This is a genomic window from Paenibacillus sambharensis (assembly GCF_003233845.1).
GTDB lineage: Bacteria > Bacillota > Bacilli > Paenibacillales > Paenibacillaceae > Paenibacillus_I > Paenibacillus_I sambharensis.
Genome location: NZ_QKRB01000045.1, coordinates 1 through 19,660, shown reverse-complemented (window position 1 = coordinate 19,660; position 19,660 = coordinate 1). Strand labels below are relative to the sequence as shown.

At 53.8% G+C, this 19,660-nt stretch carries 22 protein-coding genes and 1 pseudogene; 4 read left to right on the top strand and 19 right to left on the bottom strand.

The window, feature by feature from the left end:
• Positions 1–17: 17 nt before the first annotated feature.
• From DNH61_RS14520 to DNH61_RS14460, 12 genes are all read right to left on the bottom strand, one after another.
• Positions 18–899 carry a 5'-3' exonuclease gene (locus tag DNH61_RS14520; protein WP_111147404.1) on the bottom strand — a complete coding sequence of 294 codons (882 nt, stop codon included), beginning with the start codon at positions 897–899 and terminating at the stop codon, positions 18–20.
• Between the two features lie 49 nt (positions 900–948).
• A complete protein-coding gene (locus DNH61_RS14515) occupies positions 949–2,427 on the bottom strand; it encodes a methyl-accepting chemotaxis protein (RefSeq protein ID WP_146241030.1) in 1,479 nt (492 codons plus the stop codon).
• 238 nt (positions 2,428–2,665) lie between these two features.
• Positions 2,666–3,409 carry a methylenetetrahydrofolate reductase gene (locus DNH61_RS14510; RefSeq protein ID WP_111147402.1) on the bottom strand — a complete coding sequence of 248 codons (744 nt, stop codon included), beginning with the start codon at positions 3,407–3,409 and terminating at the stop codon, positions 2,666–2,668.
• Positions 3,410–3,536: 127 nt separating this feature from the next.
• Positions 3,537–3,902, bottom strand: coding sequence for an arsenate reductase family protein (locus DNH61_RS14505; protein WP_111147448.1), 366 nt, complete (start codon positions 3,900–3,902; stop codon positions 3,537–3,539).
• 36 nt (positions 3,903–3,938) lie between these two features.
• Positions 3,939–4,907, bottom strand: a complete 969-nt coding sequence (locus DNH61_RS14500; protein ID WP_111147401.1) for an RluA family pseudouridine synthase — start codon at positions 4,905–4,907, stop codon at positions 3,939–3,941.
• Positions 4,904–5,479: a cob(I)yrinic acid a,c-diamide adenosyltransferase gene (locus DNH61_RS14495; RefSeq protein WP_111147447.1), complete on the bottom strand. Its 576-nt coding sequence runs from the start codon at positions 5,477–5,479 to the stop codon at positions 4,904–4,906. Before DNH61_RS14495 ends, DNH61_RS14500 begins: the two co-directional genes overlap by 4 nt.
• A gap of 135 nt (positions 5,480–5,614) precedes the next feature.
• Positions 5,615–5,851: an aspartyl-phosphate phosphatase Spo0E family protein gene (locus DNH61_RS14490; RefSeq protein WP_111147400.1), complete on the bottom strand. Its 237-nt coding sequence runs from the start codon at positions 5,849–5,851 to the stop codon at positions 5,615–5,617.
• A 100-nt stretch (positions 5,852–5,951) separates the two neighbouring features.
• A complete protein-coding gene (locus DNH61_RS14485) occupies positions 5,952–7,118 on the bottom strand; it encodes an aminotransferase class I/II-fold pyridoxal phosphate-dependent enzyme (RefSeq protein ID WP_245948188.1) in 1,167 nt (388 codons plus the stop codon).
• Positions 7,119–7,175: 57 nt separating this feature from the next.
• Positions 7,176–7,667 (bottom strand): Lrp/AsnC family transcriptional regulator, encoded by a 492-nt coding sequence (locus DNH61_RS14480; protein ID WP_111147398.1) that lies wholly within the window; start codon positions 7,665–7,667, stop codon positions 7,176–7,178.
• 317 nt (positions 7,668–7,984) lie between these two features.
• A complete protein-coding gene (locus tag DNH61_RS26790) occupies positions 7,985–8,704 on the bottom strand; it encodes a spore coat protein (protein ID WP_245948185.1) in 720 nt (239 codons plus the stop codon).
• Between the two features lie 41 nt (positions 8,705–8,745).
• Positions 8,746–8,958, bottom strand: a complete 213-nt coding sequence (locus DNH61_RS14465) for a hypothetical protein (RefSeq protein WP_111147446.1) — start codon at positions 8,956–8,958, stop codon at positions 8,746–8,748.
• A 121-nt stretch (positions 8,959–9,079) separates the two neighbouring features.
• Complete coding sequence (locus tag DNH61_RS14460; RefSeq protein ID WP_111147395.1) at positions 9,080–9,808, bottom strand: hypothetical protein; 729 nt, start codon at positions 9,806–9,808, stop codon at positions 9,080–9,082.
• Positions 9,809–9,954: 146 nt separating this feature from the next.
• Between DNH61_RS14460 and DNH61_RS14455 the strand changes: the two genes are divergently transcribed.
• Entirely contained in the window at positions 9,955–10,380 is a 426-nt protein-coding gene (locus DNH61_RS14455) for a hypothetical protein (RefSeq protein WP_111147394.1), read from the top strand.
• A gap of 91 nt (positions 10,381–10,471) precedes the next feature.
• Positions 10,472–11,542: a CotH kinase family protein gene (locus DNH61_RS14450; protein WP_111147393.1), complete on the top strand. Its 1,071-nt coding sequence runs from the start codon at positions 10,472–10,474 to the stop codon at positions 11,540–11,542.
• Here DNH61_RS14450 and cysK read toward each other — a convergent pair.
• The 6 genes from cysK to DNH61_RS14425 form a co-directional block, all read right to left on the bottom strand.
• Positions 11,539–12,453, bottom strand: coding sequence for a cysteine synthase A (gene cysK / locus DNH61_RS14445; RefSeq protein WP_111147392.1), 915 nt, complete (start codon positions 12,451–12,453; stop codon positions 11,539–11,541). The genes DNH61_RS14450 and cysK overlap by 4 nt on opposite strands.
• Before the next feature lie 46 nt (positions 12,454–12,499).
• A complete protein-coding gene (locus DNH61_RS14440; protein ID WP_111147391.1) occupies positions 12,500–13,813 on the bottom strand; it encodes an MFS transporter in 1,314 nt (437 codons plus the stop codon).
• 92 nt (positions 13,814–13,905) lie between these two features.
• On the bottom strand, positions 13,906–14,451 hold the full coding sequence (locus DNH61_RS14435; protein WP_111147390.1) for a hypothetical protein: 546 nt from the start codon (positions 14,449–14,451) through the stop codon (positions 13,906–13,908).
• Positions 14,399–14,551, bottom strand: a complete 153-nt coding sequence (locus tag DNH61_RS26435; protein WP_181438719.1) for a hypothetical protein — start codon at positions 14,549–14,551, stop codon at positions 14,399–14,401. The genes DNH61_RS14435 and DNH61_RS26435 overlap by 53 nt, the downstream gene beginning before the upstream one ends.
• Before the next feature lie 23 nt (positions 14,552–14,574).
• A complete protein-coding gene (locus tag DNH61_RS14430) occupies positions 14,575–14,997 on the bottom strand; it encodes a DUF350 domain-containing protein (protein ID WP_111147389.1) in 423 nt (140 codons plus the stop codon).
• Between the two features lie 37 nt (positions 14,998–15,034).
• Entirely contained in the window at positions 15,035–17,392 is a 2,358-nt protein-coding gene (locus tag DNH61_RS14425) for an endonuclease MutS2 (RefSeq protein ID WP_111147388.1), read from the bottom strand.
• Between the two features lie 154 nt (positions 17,393–17,546).
• On the opposite strand from DNH61_RS14425, the gene DNH61_RS14420 reads away from it, so the two are divergent.
• Both DNH61_RS14420 and DNH61_RS14415 read left to right on the top strand, forming a co-directional pair.
• Positions 17,547–17,915: a phage holin family protein gene (locus DNH61_RS14420; protein WP_111147387.1), complete on the top strand. Its 369-nt coding sequence runs from the start codon at positions 17,547–17,549 to the stop codon at positions 17,913–17,915.
• A 364-nt stretch (positions 17,916–18,279) separates the two neighbouring features.
• The gene (locus tag DNH61_RS14415; protein WP_111147386.1) at positions 18,280–18,666 is read left to right on the top strand and encodes a cupredoxin domain-containing protein; all 387 of its coding nucleotides are present in this window, start codon (positions 18,280–18,282) and stop codon (positions 18,664–18,666) included.
• Between the two features lie 132 nt (positions 18,667–18,798).
• Here DNH61_RS14415 and DNH61_RS26430 read toward each other — a convergent pair.
• A pseudogene (locus DNH61_RS26430) lies at positions 18,799–19,660 on the bottom strand (hypothetical protein); the annotation flags it as partial.

The following is a 19,660-nucleotide window of genomic DNA, read 5'->3' as shown; positions in this document are numbered from 1 at the left end:
ATTGTGCCGCAAACGGTTTACCCAATCAGCTTCATCAGACTGCCAAATTCCAGCTCTTCAAACTTGTTTGCCACGCTTGTCCTGTCCATCACCCACAAACAGCGTTCCCACTCAAGCTCCACGGGAGCATCACAGCGGATTGTAGCCAAGTCCCTGGACATATGCAGCATCTCAAGATCTGCCTCTATCTTCGTTCGTACCGACTTCGACAGACTGTCCAGATTAGCCAGTATGCCGTCAATTGATCCATACTCAAGCACAAGCTTCAAGGCCGTCTTCTCGCCGATGCCGCGTACCCCCGGATAATTATCACTTGTATCTCCCATTAGTCCCTTGAGATCAACAATCTGGGCTGGGCTGAGCTGCCTTTCCTCCAGCAGGAACTGCGGGGTATAGACCGCATAATTCCCGTGTCCCTTCTTCATGATCACGACAGTTGTTCGGTCATCGACCAGCTGCAGCATATCATGATCACCTGTTAGGATGAAAACCTCGGCATGCTCACGATACATCTTGGCCAAAGTGCCAAGACAGTCGTCAGCCTCAAACCCGGCTACACCGACATTTGGTATGCCAAAACTCTCAACAACCTCCTTGACCAAATCAAACTGCGGCAGCAGCTCGTTCGGCGCTTCAGGACGATTGGCTTTGTACCCGGCATATTGTCCGGTCCGAAACGTTGTACTGCCCATATCCCAGCAGCACACAATATGGGTAGGCTGAAATACCTTGCAGGCATCCAGCAAATACTTCACAAATCCATAGACCGCATTAGTAGGAAGCCCAGCATTGGTCTTGCGGATGTAACCTCCATACGAATTGGCGAAAAACCCGCGAAACAACAGCGCCATTCCATCTACAAGCAGCGCCCGCGGCTGCTGCTCCTGTGCCAGTTCCATCTATCGATCGCTCCTATGTTCTTTTCAGACATTATAACATAGATTCGTCTCAGACAGCCCGCTTGGTCAGATTCTCCAGCTGTTCAATAATAACCGTCAGCTTCCGGAAATCATCCATAACTGTACTCATCCGGCCGTTCTGCTGCTCAACTGACGCCAGCACCTGCTCGACCGATGCGCTGGATTGATCCGTTATATTGGCAATTGAGACGGCTTCATTCACAATTACGTTCGAATCCTTCTTAAGAGCACCAAGCAGCTGCGTCAAACCATCGGTCTGCTCCTGCACACTCACCGTATTCTCATGAATCTGATGAAATACCTGATTGGTTTTTTCCGTAGTAGCAAGGCCCTGCTTCATTTCAACACGGCTTTCCTCCACAAATGCCGCCACGTGAGCGGTCTTATCCAGCATGGAGCGGATCATCGCTTCCACCTTTTCTGCCGCACTGCCGGTTGACTCCGCCAGCTTCTTCACCTCTCCGGCTACAATCGCAAATCCACGGCCATGCTCACCAGCACGCGCTGCTTCAATAGATGCATTAAGCGCGAGCAGATTCGTCTGATTGGAAATTTCCTCGATCTGCAGCAGCAGCTCTGCGATGCTGCGGCTCTGCTCCTGCAGTTCCTTCATCAGCACTGAAACCTGGTCTACCGTACCTGATACCTGGCGCATCCGCTCATTAAGCGAACCCAGCTCCTCATTGCCTGTCCTAGTCAGATCAGTTGTCTTATGAGAAATTTCGATTAGGGTGCGGGAGCTGTCGCTCGCAGTCGTCACTTTTCCGTCGATCCCCTGAATGGAATCCCTGATCCCGCTGACACTGGAAGCCTGGGAAGCGACGCCAGCTGATACTTCCTGGAAGGTTGCCGCGAGCTCAGTAGTAACCTCGCCCGATTCGGTCAGATGGCTGTCCAGTGAAGTGTGGACCGTTGACAAGGTACCCACCGTTTGCTTAATCTCCTTCAGCATATCCCTCACCTGCTGCTGGGAAGCAAGCGCTTCGGCGGATTTCTTCTCGGTTTCTTCTTGAAGCTTGGCGCCGATTCGGGCCTGAAGAGCCGTAATCAGCATGACCAGACTGAAGACGACATTAAGCGAAATAAAGCCGGCGACCCCAAGCTCACCGAATATTTCAGTCCGGTAGACCTGGTAGAAGATATTAATCAGTACAAGTCCTATAAATCCATTAATCAAGATGGATATGTAATTATGATAGAGTGTAATGATGGCAAATGCATAAAAAAGGAGAATTAGCGAGTTCACATTAGGCGTCGTAGCCGCGAAGGAGTACACGAGCACACTCAACAGCACCGCCGCAATGTACTGAATGTACGGAACGAGCCACTTCTTATACGTTAGCAGTGTAAAGACAGCCGAAATGCTTCCTCCCACACCAGCCACAACAAGAACCGTCTCCGTGTTGCTCTTCGCCAAAACCGATGCGGCAACCCCCAGCACAACCGATAACCAGGCTAACTTCACAAGCAGTTTGTTGCGTTCATTGAATACTGTCAGCTTATCCACTTCTGTCCCTCCGACTATGCCGTACAGCTCCCGGTGACATACCCTGATGGAGACAGTAGGTGCATGTATAATAATGCCAATACGTTCAGCATTAAAATTATACAAATTTACGACATAAATCGTCAATGAATCTCTTGGTTTTTTGGCGAATCTTTAGGTCCTAAGCCTCTCTTTCCACGGCCCAGAGAATTATTTACAGAGAAAAAGCGGGTCCTGGACGGACCCGCTGTGTCACTTTTTATTCGGCAAATACACCATCCAAATAAGTCTTAAGATCAACTTTAATCGGCATAAAATAAAAATAGTTCCCTGAATCCTTCGCAAACTGCAGGGCACGGCGGGCGAAAGCCACATTCCATTCCATCGTCGGCCTGAAATCCCTCGGAAACACCGCTCGGTTCTTTGTTTCCCAGTAGCCTTGCGAACCGTCCGTCATGACGGGTGAAACACCCCAATAGAGTTCAATTCCCTCCAGCTGCTCAGCAAATAATTCCATATGCCGCAGGTCGAAGAACGGCTGGGTAAAAAAGCCTGCCGCTCCTGCCTCAAGCTTGCGCTGTGCATACTCAAGCTCTTCACGCAGGCCGGCCCGGTAAGGGTCAATTGCTGCATAAACCTTCAGTTCCGGATATTCCTGTCTTAGCTTGCGGATCAGCTCCGTTGAAGTGGTAGGGAAGACCTTCCGCTTCATGTCAGCAGGCGGGTCTCCGGCTACGATCAATACCTCACGTATACCGCCGCGCATCAGCTCTTCACCCAGCACGAAGGGCTGCCGCAGGTCAAAATCAATCGCCCTGATATGAGGAACGGCTTCAGGCAAACAGTCAACTGCCTGCTTAGCTCCTTCCCAGCTCCTGACCTGCAGCCGCATCAAGTCCGGGATGTTAACCATATTGATCTGTCTGTAGCTTGCTGTTATCATATCCAGCTCCTGTTGGAGCCGGGTCAGATCCCTGGGAATCAATTCAATAGATATACGCATAGAAGTCTAACCACCCATTCCCCTAAATCGGTTATTCCCAGCAGGAACCGAGCGGCACATACCCTAATCAGCCCGGTTTCCTTACACCACTTGCTTAAACATTCATTTCCCCGGAAATAGTTAACCCTTACTCAGCCCACACCTGCTCAAACTCAGCTTCCTTGAAGCCAACCGTCAACCGGCTGCCATCGGTCACAACCGGACGCTTAACCAATCTGCCGTTGGCTGCTAAGGCGGCAACCTTCTCTTCCTGTGTCATACCAGGCAGCTTGTCCTTAAGCTGCTGTTCCTTGTAAACCTCGCCGGAGGTGTTGAAGAACTTCTTCACATCCAGACCGCTCAGCTCCAGCCACTCCCTGATTTCACCTTCAGTTGGCGCCTGCTCGAACAGATTCTGCAGCTCCAGCTCAAAGCCTCTAGCCTCCAGCCATTTCAACGCATTGCGGCAGGTGCCGCATTTTGGGTAGTAATAGACTTTTAACGTTTTACTCATCTTCTCCAAATCCTTCCCTTCAAAAAATTATCGTTGTCACTGCTGTGCCGGCTGTTCCAGCTTGCGCAGCTCATGCTCCAGTAGCCGAAGATCCTCGGGCAGACGGGCCTGGAAGATCATCTGCTGCCTTGTCATTGGATGCGTGAAGGACAGCTCTGCCGCATGCAGGCAATGGCGTGTAATCAGCTGCTCTGCACGTTCTCTTAACTCAGCTTGATTCTCAACCGCCGGGTGGTACATTTTATCTCCAAGCAGCGCGCAGCCGATATGCTGCATATGAACCCGAATCTGATGAGTACGGCCCGTCTCAAGCTGCAGCGCAACCTTCGAGGCTTCCTCTTTTCCATACACTGCAAGTGTCTGATAATGCGTGACAGACCGGTAGCCTGATGGTGTGACAATACGGTAGTGAGGATCGTCCGGATTCCGGTCAATCGGCGCATCAATGGTAGCAGCTGATGGCTCGGGCCTGCCAAAGACGAAGGCAATATATGACTTGCCAATCTCTCCCCGCTGCATTTGCTCGGACAGCTGCTGATGAATGTAGGGATTCTTGGCGACGGCGACAAGCCCCGACGTTTCCTGATCCAGCCGGTGAATCGGACGGAAACGGACCGTCTCCCCCTTCTGCCGCCAGTGATGAACAATGCCGTTAGCCAGCGTGCCCGTATAATGGCCGTGCGTCGGATGCACAATCACACCGGCCTCCTTGTTGACAAGCAGGAGGTATTCATCCTCATAGACGATATCAAGCGGCATCTCCTGCGGTAAAATGTCGTCTGACTGCTCGCGCTCCATCCGCAGCGCCAGCTCGTCCCCTTCTTCTACCAACGCCGTGGTATATACCCGCCCGCCATTGAGGGTAAGCCCTTCCTCCGTCAGCTTCAGTCGGGACAGCAGCTTGCGGGAAACGCCAAGCCTGCGCTCCAGTACCGTCCTCACCTGCTTGCCCGAATCCTCCGGGCCAACTGTCCAGGTTATCGGGCTGTAATACTTGTCCGTCATTTGGATTTTGGCTTGCGGAATACTTCCGCACTGCGGACATACTCGACATCCGGTACGCTTAAGCGGGCATTGGCAGCCCGGGCCGCTGCGAAGAAGTAATCCGACAGCCGGTTGATATATTTCGCTGCCTCACCATTAATTTCATGCTCGGCAGCCAGGGTAACCACTCTTCGTTCAGCACGCCGGCACACGGTACGGCAAACATGCAGCAGCGATGCCTCTTCGGAGCCCCCAGGAAGAATAAACCTTGTAATTTCCGGCGCCTCCGTAATTAGGACGTCAATTCTCTCTTCCAGTCTGGCAGCCGGCTCAGGACCAACCTTGTAAACGGAAGGCTCTTTGGCAAAAGCCAAATCCGAACCGCAGTCGAACAGCTCCTGCTGGATACCGATCAGCTCTGCAGCAAGGTCATCCAGCTTGCCGGAACGTCCCAGGACTGCAGCCGTCTGTCCTACGAAAGCGTTCAGCTCATCAATTGTGCCATATGCCTCAATCCGGACATCATCCTTGCTGACCCGTCCGCCTTTAATTGAGGTTTGTCCCTTATCGCCAGTGCGAGTATATAATTTCATTGGCTTTACCGCTCCTCTCAGTATGTAAACAATCTCAATCCTTATAAATACCACTATAGCATATCCGTCCCGCCCCATTCTCCTGTTCATACAAAAGAAGCTCCCAGCGGGAGCTTCCATTGGCGGCACAGCTGCTCAGCCGTTTGAGCACAGCTGCTTGTACCGCATATATTCGTTAATCTTGATATCCAGCTTCCGGCTGAGTTCAATGACCCTGTCCGCACTGAAGGACGCTTCCTCCAGATAGGTCATCTCCATCTTCCTCCGCAGCACGTAGATTTCATCCTCCAGTGAATGAATGGGTGAAGACAACGTTCTGGCTGTCCGTCCGTTCCGGCCTGTCGATGGCCGGTCCTTCCCGGTATGTGGCATTGTCTCTCCCTCCCTGGCTCCTGCTGCGCAAGCGACATCACGATCTGCATAACTTTGTTAAATTATATCAGGTTAGAGACCGGATTGCCTATCAAAAATTTCAAGATTTCTTGACTTTTTCGACAAACTCTCCAATTTTCTCCAATGCCTCTGTCAGCTGCGCAACGGAAGTTGCGTAGGAACAGCGCAGATGTCCTTCTCCCCCAAGTCCGAATACATTGCCGGGAACAGCAGCAACCTTCGCTTCAAGCAGAAGCCGCTCAGCAAACGTCTCGGAATCCAGACCAGTAGATTGAATTGATGGGAAGGCATAGAAGGCGCCCTGCGGCTCGTGGCATTCCAGCCCAATCTCGCGGAACCCTTTCACGATCAGGCGCCGCCGCTGGTTATAGGATTCCACCATCCGGTCCTTCTCTTCCATACCGTTCGTGAGCGCTTCAAGCGCTGCTACCTGGCCCATAACAGGTGCACACATGACCGTGTACTGGTGAATTTTCAGCATCGCCCCGATCAGATCCTGGTGGCCGCATGCATAACCCATCCGCCAGCCTGTCATGGCAAATGCCTTCGAGAAGCCGCTGACCAGTATAGTACGGTCCTTCATGCCAGGAAGCGAGGCAAAGCTGACATGATTGGAATCATAAGTAAGCTCTGCGTAGATTTCATCCGAGATGACAATCAGGTCATGCTTCTCCACCAGTTCAGCGATCGGCAGCCAGTCCTCACGGGTCATTGTTCCGCCGGTCGGATTGCTCGGGTAGCACAGGATCAGTACCTTCGAACGGGGAGTAATCGCCGCTTCCAGCTGGTCAGCACGAAGCTTGAAGTTATCCTTGGCAAAGGTTTCAACCCCAACCGGCACGCCGCCGCCAAGCGCCGTAATCGGCGAATACGAGATGTAGCAAGGCTCGGGGATCAGTATTTCATCACCTGGCGCCACAAGCGCACGCAGCGCAAGATCAATCGCCTCGCTGCCGCCTACTGTTACGAGAATTTCCTTGGCCGGATCGTAAGGAACGGCAAACCGGTCGTTCAGGTATTGGCCAATCGCTTCACGAAGCTCGGGCATGCCGGCATTGGATGTGTACTGGGTCTTGCCTCTCTCCAGCGAGTATACACAGGCTTCACGCACATGCCACGGGGTTATAAAATCAGGTTCGCCAACCCCAAGCGTTATGATGTCCTTGCGTCCGCTGACAAGATCAAAAAACTTGCGGATTCCCGAGGGCTTGATCGCACGCGCCTCTTTATTCAAATATTCGGTCATGGACCCCCGCTGCTGCAGAGGCTGCCGTACTGTCTCGTTCATCATGGGAACCACCCTTTACGGCGATATGACCAGACGATGATCGCCTTCGGTCTCTTCGAAGATTATGCCGTCCTGTTTGTATTTTTTGAGAATGAAGAAAGTCTTGGTTGATAATATCGACTCCAGCGGAGACAATTTGTTCGATACGAAGGAAGCCACTTCCTTCAGGTTTTTCCCCTCTACCTCGACGAGAAGATCATAGGCGCCTGACATCAGATAAACGGATTTCACTTCCGGGTACAGGTAGATGCGTTCTGCGAGGTAGTCAAATCCGCGGCCGCGTTCCGGTGTAATCTGAACTTCAATCAACGCCGTTACCTTATCGTTATCCACCTTGCTGCCATTCACAACCGCAGTATACTTGACGATGACATGGTCGTCTTCCATTTCCTTGACAGCCTTCGCTACCTGATCCTCCGGCACACCCAGCATCGTGGCAATGAGAGCCGTATCTCTTCTGGCGTCTTCCTTCAACAGCTCAAGAACTTTACGTTTCAATTCATCCACTTTCTGCACCCTCCTGCTACCGTCTGCAATTGTTATTCCTATATTACAACGATAGCACGTTTTCTGCAAAATAAAAAAACCCTCCGGGAAAGTTGCTTCGAACGGCCCGCTTAAACGAAAAACAAACAAGACTATCGGCGGGATAGACGCTGGTTTCGGTCGTATTTTGTCGAAATCACAAGCAGATTTCCGCCACAGTTTTCAGATGCGTGCAGCAGGCCGGGACTTTTGACTATTTTACCTGTTATGTAATAATTATGAAGTCAAAAGAAACCGGCCGTCGCCCTCTTCAGAGAAGCAGCCGGCCGGTTCCTTGCTTACATGTATACTGGTTGATGGCTGCCCTCTGTCCCAGGACGCCGTCCGTCATTCGCCTCTGTAACCGCGTAAGGCTGCAAGGCATGCGATACGCCGCCCAGAAGCCCCAGCTGATGAAGGTAGTGCTCGGTCTGGCCAGCTTCATTACGATTGTTCTCCAGCTTGCTGGAAATCTCATTCCGTGCCGCTGCTGAAGGCGTGCTGTACATGTGCTGGTCGCGCATCAGTTCATACAGCTTTCCCTGAAGCTGCAGCGTGCTTGACAGAAGGTCATTGAACCCTCTTCTGATTTCCGGGCAAGCGGCCTCCGTGACAGCTGTCGCATATTCGCGGGATACCCGCTTCAGGTCCGCAAGAATAGTTCCCGCCATATCAGCATCTGACATTAATGCCTGACGATGCTGGTCTTCTGGAGCATGAACCTGGCCGGTATACTGCTGGCTGTAGTGCTGGCTGTAATGCTGCTGCATGCCTTGCTGTTGCTGCTGTTGCTGTTGTACAGTGTGCTGGCCGCTGTTATGCTGATTGCCCTGGTAATGGCTGCGGCCGCTGTCCGCCTGATTATAATGCTGGACGACAGACGATGCATAAGGAATCGGCCTGTTATCTTCAGTCTGCTGCCGGTTCTGTCCAGGCTGCTCCAAGGTCTGATTATGAAGCTGGCGCATCATATTCTGCTGGTACTGCTGCAAATTGTTTTGCGATCTGGTATGTTCCACGTTCATCTTCCTTCCGTTATTCAGAGCTTGTCTAATCCTGCTTAATGGCCAGGAGCAGTCTGTTGATGCTGCTCAAGCATGTTAAGAAGCAATGCGTAATGCTGTCTGTGCACCTCAATCATCTGCGAACAGGTCTGACGGATCGCCGGGTTTCCTGCTGCCGCTGCTGCCACGGCACACTGCTTGATGAGCAAATTCTCGTTCGACAGCGAGTCTGCGATATATTCCAGTTCCTTAACCGTCATCTGCATCATGCTTTCTCCCCCTTCCGGCATCCAAATTAATCCTGCACGAGTAGGATTCCCGCCTGCTGGCGGAATATGTATGCGCCCGTAGGGACGCCAAAACTTTCAATGACCTGGCAGCCGTCCTGCTCTAAGGCAGATGCACACTGCTAATACTGCTTGCATGCAGCCATTCCATCCGGCCCGTTACCGTACACAGCCAAATCATCTTATCCTCTGCACGGATAAGCATGCCTGTTGCTCCTCGCCCTGTATCCAGATTAAAGGAAACGACCCGCCCCGCCATCTTCTGCAGCTGCTGCTCAAACGCCCGGGCAAGCGTCAAGGAAGACGGGCGAAGCGGCAGCTGCTCCGGCGGCAGATTGAATGGGGCTGCCCCTTCCCTGAAGGGAGAAATATAGCAGATCCGGTCAAGCCGGACCATAACGGTTTGCCATACCGGGGAATAAAAGACCAGGTAGTCATTCATGATGCTAGACAAATAGCCGCTTAAGACCGCATTCGCTCCGTTCAGCACTGCTTCCGTGAACATACCTTTCGCGTGAAGGAGCATCTTCCGGTATGAAATTGCATTACCTTCTGTACGGGCTCTGCCGAGCAAGTCCGGGTACTCCGCTATTGCCTTCTCCACTAGCCCGTCGCAGGGATTGGCACACTGCTCCTTAAGCTTCATTCTTCTGATCTGAGGAAGAGGAACATAGAACGGCTTCCCGCTGCTATGCACCACCACCGCCATGTCAGTCCCCAGCTCAGCCAATGTTCCCAGAAGTGTCTTTTCCGCACCTGCCAGCTGCAATTCGACCTGACACTGGAGCCATTCCTTTCCGGTAACAGTCATCTCCTGCGTGGCCTCCTTCATCCCAGCCTTTCTCCTATAACGATATGTGGGACAAGCTTGATCGGACCGGGATGCTGCCTGTTTCTTGTAAAATATGCGAATTGCCCGTTTACCCGCTCACATTTGATTCATAGTTTATAGAGGACAAGGAAGGAGGCATCACATTCATGGCTATTAAGAGAAAGCCTAAGAAAATAACTGGTAAGCGTACGGTCAAGAAAAAGGTTAAATCGCCTGTTCTGAACAAAAGCATAGGCGCTGCAAGCAGAGGCACCCAGGCTCCTGCCCAATCGGTAGGAATTCCCCAATTCCAAGACAGCATATGGGGCGCGCCTGTGCAGCAGCTGCTTCCGGGAAGCGACACTCCGGCGGCCGGACATTCCGCCGGCGGTCGCTCGGGAGGACAGCGTTCCGCTGGGCAGCAAAGTGCAGGCAGCCGCTCGACTGGCCGGTCAGCTGGCAGATCGGCTGGCAGATCGGCTGGCAGATCGGCTGGCAGCCAGCCCGGTCAGACTATTGACTGGCCTTACCAGCAGGGCAACTGGCCTTCGCATTGGTACGTGACCAATGAGAGCGGAACGGGCGAGCAGTAATCCGAATATGCTGTTTACTACAAAAGCCTATCGTCCAATGACGATAGGCTTTTGTGTGTAACCATTCGTACCAACCCAGGAGGGAAACTGTATGACTTCCGCCCCCAACCCGCTGCCCGTCCGGCACCTATCCGTCCTGCCCTCTCAATGGGCGCTTATTCACCGGAATTCTTCCGAATCAATCCGTATACCTGTCAGTGTGACAAGCGGCAGGCGGGTATATCAAGCTGTTCTGATGGTCCGTGGCGGACATACCAGGAGCTGTCCCAAGAAATCTTACGAGCTGCGGATAAAAGGCGGCCATACCTTTCATTGGAATGCGGAATACGAAGATCCCTCCATGATCCGCAACGCATTATCCTTCCACTTCTTTAACAGAATTGGGGTTCCCGCGCCTAAAACCCGCCACTTCCAGCTCATGGTCAACGGCCAGCCGCTCGGCGTTTATCTTGAGATCGAAGCTGTCTCAACGGCTTTCTTCGCCTCACGGGGGATTCAATTCCGTTCCATCCTGTATGCGGTCAATGATCATGCAGACTTCTCCCTGCCCTCGAGCCGGAGCAGCGGCCCCGCTCATCTTTCCGGTTACGAGCTTGTGGCAGGCGGAACAGCGGCAGTTCGCAGGCTGGAACAATTTATCCGCTCCATCAACCTTCTTAGCGGTCCCAAGCTGCAGCGAATACTTCTTCACAAGCTGGATATCCGCAATTATTTAGGGTGGCTGGCCGGTGCGGTATTAACCGGAAACTATGACGGCTTTGAGCAAAACTATGCCCTGTACGAGGAAGCCCGCTCTGGAAAATACCGGATCATACCCTGGGATTATGAGGGCACATGGGGGCGCAACTGCTTCGGCAAGCCATGCGGCAGCCGACTGGTAAGCATCAGGGGGTATAACAGACTGACTAGGAAGGTTCTCTCTATTCCCGCCAACAGGTCTGCCTACCGCAAGCTGCTGCGCAGACTGCTGCGTCACCCCTTCAACACCTCTGCCATAAACTCCGTCGTAGATAGCATGTACCGGACAATAACCCCTGCCGTCCGCATGGATCCAACAAGGCCGTTCAGCTATCAGGAATATGCAAAAGAGCCGTCCTTCATCCGGCAGTATATCCGGGAAAGACGGCGAATTATTCAAGGAGAGCTGAAGCGCTGGGTTTAGAAAATATCCATGCTCAAGTAACGTTCCCCGGTATCCGGAGCGATGCACAGTACCCGCTTGCCAGGCCCAAGCCGCTGGGCGATCCGCATCGCAGCCCAGACAGAGGCACCTGACGATGGACCCAGCAGCAGCCCCTCCTGCCTGGCCAGCATTTTCATTGTACCCAGCGCATCATCATCCGTTACCTGTACGATCTCATTGTAGATGCCAGTATTGAGAATGGCAGGGACGAAACCAGGACTCGTGCCGACAAGCTTATGGGGCCCAGGGCAGCCGCCGGACAGAACGGGCGAGCCTTCCGGCTCTACTACAGCAATGTACAAATCCGGCAAACGTTCCTTCAAAGCCTCACCGGTCCCGGTAATCGTTCCTCCCGTACCGGCAGTTGCGACAAAGGCATCCAGCCTGCCTTCAGTCTGCCGCAGGATTTCCTCCGCAGTTGTTGTGCGGTGTATGGCCGGGTTGGCCGTATTCTCGAACTGATTCGGTATGATACTGCCCGGGATTTCCGCCTGCAGTTCCAGTGCTTTGCGGATAGCACCGGGCATGCGTTCAGCCGCAGGCGTCAGCACAACTTCCGCTCCATAAGCCCGGACAAGCCGGATTCTCTCAATTGTCATATTATCCGGCATTACCAGAATCAGGCGGTATCCCCGAACCGCTGCATTCATGGCCAGGCCGATACCCGTATTGCCGCTTGTCGGCTCAATAATCGTGCCTCCAGGCTGGAGGTGGCCGCTCTCCTCCACTGCCCGGATCAGTGAATAGGCGGCACGGTCCTTGACGCTCCCGCTAGGATTGAAGCGTTCGAGCTTAACCAGCAGCTCAGCTGAGCCTGGAGGCGCCTGACGCAGCCTCACCGCCGGGGTATTCCCAATTAATTCCGCTACGCTGTTTACAACACGTACCATCTCACATATCTCCTCCCAGCCTTAACACTATTGCTGAGCTTATTCCTCAGGTTGGCCGACTGCTTGCCGAACGGGTCAGCAGCCTGCGCATGAACAGCCAGGCGGGCAGGGGAGCAGCGCCAACCGCTATAAGCAGCCAGGTCAGCGCCGCCTTGGAATCGGTAGCCGTGACAACGGAGAGGAAGATAATTAGACCCGCGGCCCGTCCTGTAATCAAGGCGGCCTCCCGCAGCACAATCAGCTCCTCCCGGTGTACCGCGCTTTCCCTCGTTGATCCGATCATATCAAACACAGCCGACGTCATAGGGATAACATAAAGCGGCATAAATATCGCAATTGCCACACCGAGCGCCAGTAAAGTATAAAATTCAGTCCCTGCCAGCAGCAGTGCTGTTGACGCCGCAAGAATAGCCGTTCCGACAAGCATGGCCTTACTCCTGTTGCGGGGATTCAGCCGTCTGCCAACCAATAAGAAGCTCATAAGTCCTACAAGTGAGGTCCAGAAGGTGAAGTTCCCTAGGCTTTGTTCTTTCCCGGTTGACAGGAATACCAGCAGGCCGAGCAGAAACATAAACAGCCCTTCACGCATTCCCTGCATGAAGAGGGCAGACGTAACACTTCGCCACAGACTCCCCTTCCTGCCGAGCTCTCGAAATCCGTAGAGCCACTCATATTTGCCTACTGATTCCCGCTTGGCCAAGAAGAAGCTGAGCAGTGTAGCGATACCGAATATGACCAGTGATACCGTAAAAATAATCCGGTAGCCCTGGTCTCCGCTCATCAGACCGATCACAAGCCCGGAAAGCCATGGAGCTATAATTCCTGCTCCCGAACCAAGCAGACCTGCCCACCCGTTGAACCGGTCCCGGTTATCCGGTTCGGTGATTTCAAAATAGACGACATTATAAGCCATCCAGAAAAATCCTAGCCCCACTCCATTAAGCATGCCAAGCGGAATGACGTACTGTGCAGCCTGCTTGCCGAGCAGCAGCACACTGGAATAGAAAAGGCCGGATAGCACTACTCCCGCCCTTAGACTATTCATCTTGTTATATTCCTTCACCCATTTGCCCACCAGCCAGAAGGTCAAGCCTGATATCAGGTGCTGGCTAAGGGTAAACCACCCGATTGCGCTGAAGGATTGACTTGCCTTCCACAGATACACGGGCACAAACGTACCTGAAAGCGCTGTTGCGATGCCATGCAGGCTTTGGACAATCAGCAGAAGAACAGCCTGCTTGTCCAGCTTGCCGGCAGCTTCCGGATTGTCCTCCTGCCTGCCTGCTCCCCCGCCTGTTCTCGGCAAGCGGTAAGCCGCAGCAGCAAGGCGGGAACGTACCGTATGCTTTCCCTGCTCCATATGCATGCCCCCCGTTCCGTGTATACCTCAGGTAAGATACCCCGGGAGGAAGGAAGGCATGCTGTCCAGTAACTGGAATTTATAATGTTCTGTTATTCCGTTGTCTCACTCGCCGCTATACGTTTTAGCAGCTTCTCCCTGTCTGCCCCGGCCAGACGGCTCGATGTTTGGAAGCAGGAAGGGCAGACGTACCAGATGACCTCGAAGGGGGCTTCCAGCAGGGCGGCGCCGCTCTGCTTGTCAACCTTGGCCGTAAAGCCTTCGGGCCCGATCGCCTGAACGCCGGCTTCCAGCATGTATTCGCGGCAGGAGGGGCATTCAGGCACTTCATCCTGTCCATCAAGGATCGCTTCCACTTTCCCCTGCAGCATCATCTGCGCAGGACTAATCTCCCGGTAGCCGCCGTAAGGAAACTCATCCATTTCCTCCTGCTCTTCTTCCCTGCCATAACGCGATTGCCGTTCCTTCAGTTGGGATTTTCCGGATGCGTCATCCTCATCTTCTCCATCCAGCTCCAGACTGATCGTGCGATAGGCATTCAATTCATTCTCGCAGTGCGGGCAGTGCTCCTCAGGACCGAGCTCCTCATCCCAGACGATCTCCGTATGACACCACGGACAAATGACCGGTTCTTCCATCTGTGTTCTCCCCCTCTTCTTCCATTCCAATCCAATAGATAACGCCAATTACAACAAACAGCAGCGCCAGAACGAACAGTGTACCCCATAAATACTTCAATGCTTGTAACTCCTTTATGATGGTTAGAAAATGACCGCAGCCCCGATAACGTAGGAAAGCGAAACAGATAATACCATGGCAATAAAGCCTACAGCCTTGTTGTCCTTCTCGATTTCCTCGTCAATCCGGAAAACGGGTGTCATGAATTCAAACAGGAAATAGGCAGCCAGCAGCAGAACAAAGCCGAAGGCGGCCCAAATCATGCTTTCGTATACGGTATCGCCCGCCTCTATTGAGAAGCGGAATATGTTGCATATGCCAAATATTTTGCCTCCGGTTGCCATAGCTACAGCCAGATTGCCCTTGCGGATCTCTTCCCAGCAATTATACCGGGTGACAACCTCAAAGATGTACAAGAAGACAATCAGAGCAAGTACAGCAACCGACAAGTACGCAAGTGTCTCAAAATACGGGTTATCCAGCAGCGCATCAACAGCGTGAACCATTCTTGTCTCTCCTCCCAGCCGCAGCCTTCAGGCTCTCTCAGCTCAGTTCAACGACGGTTACACCATCGCCGCCCTCACCATAATTACCGAGCCTGAAGCTCTTGATCAGCCTGTGTCGGCGAAGATAATCCTGAATACCTGAGCGAAGGACGCCTGTGCCCTTGCCATGAATAATGTAGACCTGGCCCATATTGGACAGGAATGCATCATCCAGGAAGCGGTCAACCTCGAGCAGGGCCTCCTCCAGATTCGAGCCGCGCAAATCCAGCTCCGTCCGAACGCTGTCATCTCTAGACCGCTTCAAGCTCGCTGCCTGCTTGGGCTGCTCCTTCACAGCTGCCTTCACAAGCTCCAGATCGTCAAAGCTCACCTTCATTTTCAATATGCCCAGCTGCACAGTGGCTTCAGATGCGCCGATATCCACCACATGACCCTTTTGCCCGAGGCTGTATACCCGCACTTCATCGCCAGGCTCGATCTTCTGCGGTTTGTCGGCTCGGGCAGCGGAAGGCTTCTTCGGCTTGTCTGCCTTCGGAGCCGCCTCTTCGAGCCTGCGCCTGGCCTCGATCAGCTTATGCTCCTTGACGGAAGCCCCTTCCTCCAAGGCAAGCTTGCGCAGGTCCGCAATAATCTGCTCTGCCTCGCGTTTGGCTTTGGCAACAGCTTCATGAGCCTGCTCTTCCGCTTTGGCCATCATCCGGTCGCGCTGCTCCTCAAACTTCTTGAGCTCTGCCGCATGTCTGGCCTTCAGCTTCTCCATCTCCTCCCGGAGCCGCTCGGCTGACTGCCGCTCTGTCTCAGCACCAAGGCGGTCCTCCTCCAGAGAAGCGATCATATTCTCTACGCGCATGTCTTCTTCGCTCACTTCACCGCGGGCGTGTTCAATTATGCTCCGTGACAGTCCAAGCCGCTCAGCGATTGCGAACGCATTACTGCGTCCCGGTACGCCGACCAGAAGCCGGTACGTGGGACTCAAGGTCTGAACGTCGAATTCCATGCTCGCATTGATAATGCCTTTGCGGTTGTATGCGTAAGCTTTAAGCTCGCTGTAGTGGGTGGTGGCTACGAGCCGGCTGCCGAGCTTGTGGATATGCTCCAGAATCGCAATTGCAAGCGCCGAGCCTTCAGCCGGATCGGTACCCGCTCCCAGCTCATCCAGAAGAACCAGACTCTTCGGTGTCATCGACTTCAGGATGCGGATGATATTGGTCAAGTGGCTGGAAAATGTACTCAGGTTCTGCTCAATGCTCTGCTCATCGCCAATATCCGCGTAGATGGCATCGAACACACACAGCTGGCTGCCATCCTCCGCCGGGACGAACATGCCCGACATGGCCATCAGGCTGAGCAGGCCGATTGTCTTCAGCGATACCGTCTTGCCGCCGGTATTAGGTCCGGTCACAATAATCGCCGAATACTGGTTGCCAAGCTCCACATCAAGCGGGACAACCGCGTCCTGCGCCAGCAGCGGATGTCTGCCCTTCTTCAGCTTAATGAAGCCGCGGTCATTCATCCGGGGCAGCGACGCTTTCATCTCATGGGCAAGCCTTGCTTTGGCAAACGCAAAATCCAGCTGACCGAGCACATCCAGGTCTGCTCTCAGATCACTCTCATACTCAGCAGTCAACGCTGTAAGGCGCCGCAGAATTTTCTCGATCTCCCGCTCCTCCGAAAGACGGAGCTCGCGCAGGCGGTTATTCATCTGCACAATCGCTTCCGGTTCAATGAACAGGGTTGCGCCCGAACCGGACTGGTCATGAACGATTCCGCCAAAATTGCCGCGGTACTCCTGCTTGACCGGGATCACATACCGGTCTCCCCGGATCGTAATAATGGCATCCTGCAGCATCTTCTGCACGGAGGACGACCGGATCATCTGCTCCAGCTTCTCCCTGACGCGCGACTCCCCGCTGCGCAGCTCACGCCTGATGGCTGCCAGCTCCGTACTCGCCTTGTCCATGACTGCAGCCTGCTCGTCAATGCAGTCCAGGATAGCATCTTCCAGAGACTTGTGCTCGGACAGCTGTTCAGCCAGCGTGTTTAGCAGCGGTATCGGGTCCTGATCATGAAGCGTAACAACATGCCGCTTCACCCGGCGGGCCCCCCTGACCGTCAGTGCGATATCCAGCAGCTCAGCCGCATTCAGCATCCCGCCGATCCGGGACCGCTGAAGAGACGCCGTAATATCCGTCACACCGCCAAACGGGGCAGCACCCTTCAGTCTGTCGGCCTTATAGGACTCATCCGTTGCCTGAAGCATGCGCTTCACGTCCTCAAGATCGGGACTTGGCCTAAGCGCCTCCGCGGCGGCCGCACCCAGCGGCGTAGCCGTATGAGCCGTTAATCTATCGATAATCTTGAAATATTCAAGTGTCTTCAAAATTTTGCCGTCCAAAACCGACAACTCCTCTCGTCCCTTATTATAGCGGAAGCCGCGCGCATGCGCCACGTAAGCTGACGAAACCTTCCAAACATGCTTCAGCCGGTTTCGGGTGAAGCTATTGGATGCGGACCTATCCATTATTCCAATACAAGGAGGGCATTAAGCCATGCAATTTCTTGGAACAGTCATTCGCTTTATTGTCGCAGCGCTGGTCTTGATGATCGTAGGTTTTCTTGTGCCCGGCTTCTCCGTCGGCGGCTTCTGGAGCGCCTTGTTCCTCGCCGTTGTCATTGCCCTGCTCGGCTGGGTCATTGAAGGCATCTTCGGCAAGCGGGTTACGCCTTTCGGCAGGGGAATCGTCGGTTTCCTGGCAAGTGCCGTTGTTATATGGGTCGCCCAGTTTATCGTTGGAGACGTACGTGTTACGATGGTTGGTGCCATTCTGGCCGCTCTGGCTGTCGGTATTATTGACCTGTTCATACCCGTCAGCACACCTTACGATGCTGGCCGCCGTGAACGCAGCCGTGGCAGATGAAGCCTGAAGCAGCAGCCGTTCTTTCCGTTACGAAAGGCGGCTGCTGTATAAGTTAAACCCATAACTTAAGATGCAACCTGCCCCTGTTGGGGTCACTGCGACGCCCTTTTGAACGAATTATCGTTCAACCCGCTCGTGTTGTTTTCGGTACGCTACCATGCCCCAGATCTTTGAAGATGTCCTTCATTTTTTTCCCGCTCTGAGCTTTCGTTCAAATCCTACAAATTCTAAATGATTTCTACATAACCTAGTTTGTATATGCTGTGGTCAAGCGTTCAACAGTTTGTCACTGATTTTTCCCTCAAAATCATCTACAATAAATGAGCATGAGAAAAATCACTGCTATGAACGGAGGGCTTCATATATGGCCAAGAAACTTAGCGTCATCGCAGCAGCAGCCGTTCTCGCGCTGACACTCGCAGCGTGCGGCGGGGGAAGCAGCGGCGGCTCAACCCATACATCCGGCGGAATTACAGAGACGACAGAGGCGGGAGCAACCGAGCTCGTCATCAAGGCAAGCAATTTCGAGTTCGACCAAGAGGAATATGTGGTCAAGCAGGGAGAGCCTGTTACCATTGTGCTTGAGAATGTACAAGGCGTCCATGGCGTTAACATAGGTGGCGAGATCAAGCTTGTTGATGGCAAGCCGAAGACAGTAACCTTCGACAAACCCGGTGAATATCAGATCGCCTGCAGCATTCCTTGCGGCGTGGGCCATGTCAAGATGGTCTCCAAGCTGATTGTACAATAGCATAGACTCTCCACAGCAGCTGTCTGCCCTTAAACCGGCAGGCGGCTGTTTTATTTTGCCCGGAAAGCAATGAAAGAACCCGCACCGGCAGGCATATACGTATGCCGCCAATACGGGTTTTCAAACAAGCTATCAGCTCTGCTCCATTAGTTCGATCCACTCATTGTATTCGTTCTGAAGCTTGGAGTACTCATCCTTCAGCTTATCATGCTCCCGGACGAGACGGTTATATACGGCCTCCATCGCTGCGGCTGCTTCTTCAGCGGCCATACGCTCCTCGGAACGCTCCTGTCTGTGCTGCTCAAGCGTTTCATGCAGCCGCTCCAGTGTTTCCTCCAGCTCGGCACGCTTGGCCTCATACTGCTGCTCCAGCCGCTCCTGCTCGCTAAGCCGCTGCTGCTCAAGCTGCTCCAGCCGACCGCTGAGGGAAGCAGCCGTCTGCTCTCTGGCCTCGCGCTCTTCCGCTGCCTGCAGCTCCGCAAGCTCAGCTTCCTCGCGCAGCTCTGCCGCCTTCCGCTCCAGCGCCGCACGCTCTTCCTCGCGCTCACGGCCCAGGCGCTCCAGCTGCTCACGAAGCTCCGCTGCTATACGCTCCCTCGCCTCTTTCGCTTCGCGCTCTTCCGCTGCCTGCAGCTCCGCAAGCTCGGCTTCCTCGCGCAGCTCTGCCGCCTTCCGCTCCAGTGCTGCTCGCTCTTCCTCGCGCTCACGGCCCAGACGCTCCAGCTGCTCACGAAGCTCCGCTGCTGTACGCTCCCTCGCCTCTTTCGCTTCGCGTTCTTCCGCTGCCTGCAGCTCCGCAAGCTCAGCTTCCTCGCGCAGCTCTGCCGCCTTCCGCTCCAGTGCTGCTCGCTCTTCCTCGCGCTCACGGCCCAGACGCTCCAGCTGCTCACGAAGCTCCGCTGCTGTACGCTCCCTCGCCTCTTTTGCTTCGCGTTCTTCCGCTGCCTGCAGCTCCGCAAGCTCAGCTTCCTCGCGCAGCTCTGCCGCCTTCCGC

Bases quoted from the DNA above. Each gene is read 5' to 3' on its own strand.
- DNH61_RS14415 (WP_111147386.1), top strand. From the start codon at position 18,280: ATGGCCAAGAAACTTAGCGTCATCGCAGCAGCAGCCGTTCTCGCGCTG.
- DNH61_RS14455 (WP_111147394.1), top strand. From the start codon at position 9,955: ATGGCTATTAAGAGAAAGCCTAAGAAAATAACTGGTAAGCGTACGGTC.
- DNH61_RS14435 (WP_111147390.1), bottom strand. From the start codon at position 14,451: ATGGAAGAACCGGTCATTTGTCCGTGGTGTCATACGGAGATCGTCTGG.
- DNH61_RS14495 (WP_111147447.1), bottom strand. From the start codon at position 5,479: ATGAAATTATATACTCGCACTGGCGATAAGGGACAAACCTCAATTAAA.
- DNH61_RS14520 (WP_111147404.1), bottom strand. From the start codon at position 899: ATGGAACTGGCACAGGAGCAGCAGCCGCGGGCGCTGCTTGTAGATGGA.
- DNH61_RS14430 (WP_111147389.1), bottom strand. From the start codon at position 14,997: ATGGTTCACGCTGTTGATGCGCTGCTGGATAACCCGTATTTTGAGACA.
- DNH61_RS14500 (WP_111147401.1), bottom strand. From the start codon at position 4,907: ATGACGGACAAGTATTACAGCCCGATAACCTGGACAGTTGGCCCGGAG.
- DNH61_RS14510 (WP_111147402.1), bottom strand. From the start codon at position 3,409: ATGCGTATATCTATTGAATTGATTCCCAGGGATCTGACCCGGCTCCAA.
- DNH61_RS14450 (WP_111147393.1), top strand. From the start codon at position 10,472: ATGACTTCCGCCCCCAACCCGCTGCCCGTCCGGCACCTATCCGTCCTG.
- DNH61_RS14490 (WP_111147400.1), bottom strand. From the start codon at position 5,851: ATGCCACATACCGGGAAGGACCGGCCATCGACAGGCCGGAACGGACGG.
- DNH61_RS14460 (WP_111147395.1), bottom strand. From the start codon at position 9,808: ATGAAGGAGGCCACGCAGGAGATGACTGTTACCGGAAAGGAATGGCTC.
- DNH61_RS14440 (WP_111147391.1), bottom strand. From the start codon at position 13,813: ATGGAGCAGGGAAAGCATACGGTACGTTCCCGCCTTGCTGCTGCGGCT.
- DNH61_RS14420 (WP_111147387.1), top strand. From the start codon at position 17,547: ATGCAATTTCTTGGAACAGTCATTCGCTTTATTGTCGCAGCGCTGGTC.
- cysK (WP_111147392.1), bottom strand. From the start codon at position 12,453: ATGGTACGTGTTGTAAACAGCGTAGCGGAATTAATTGGGAATACCCCG.
- DNH61_RS14465 (WP_111147446.1), bottom strand. From the start codon at position 8,958: ATGATGCAGATGACGGTTAAGGAACTGGAATATATCGCAGACTCGCTG.
- DNH61_RS14505 (WP_111147448.1), bottom strand. From the start codon at position 3,902: ATGAGTAAAACGTTAAAAGTCTATTACTACCCAAAATGCGGCACCTGC.
- DNH61_RS14485 (WP_245948188.1), bottom strand. From the start codon at position 7,118: ATGACCGAATATTTGAATAAAGAGGCGCGTGCGATCAAGCCCTCGGGA.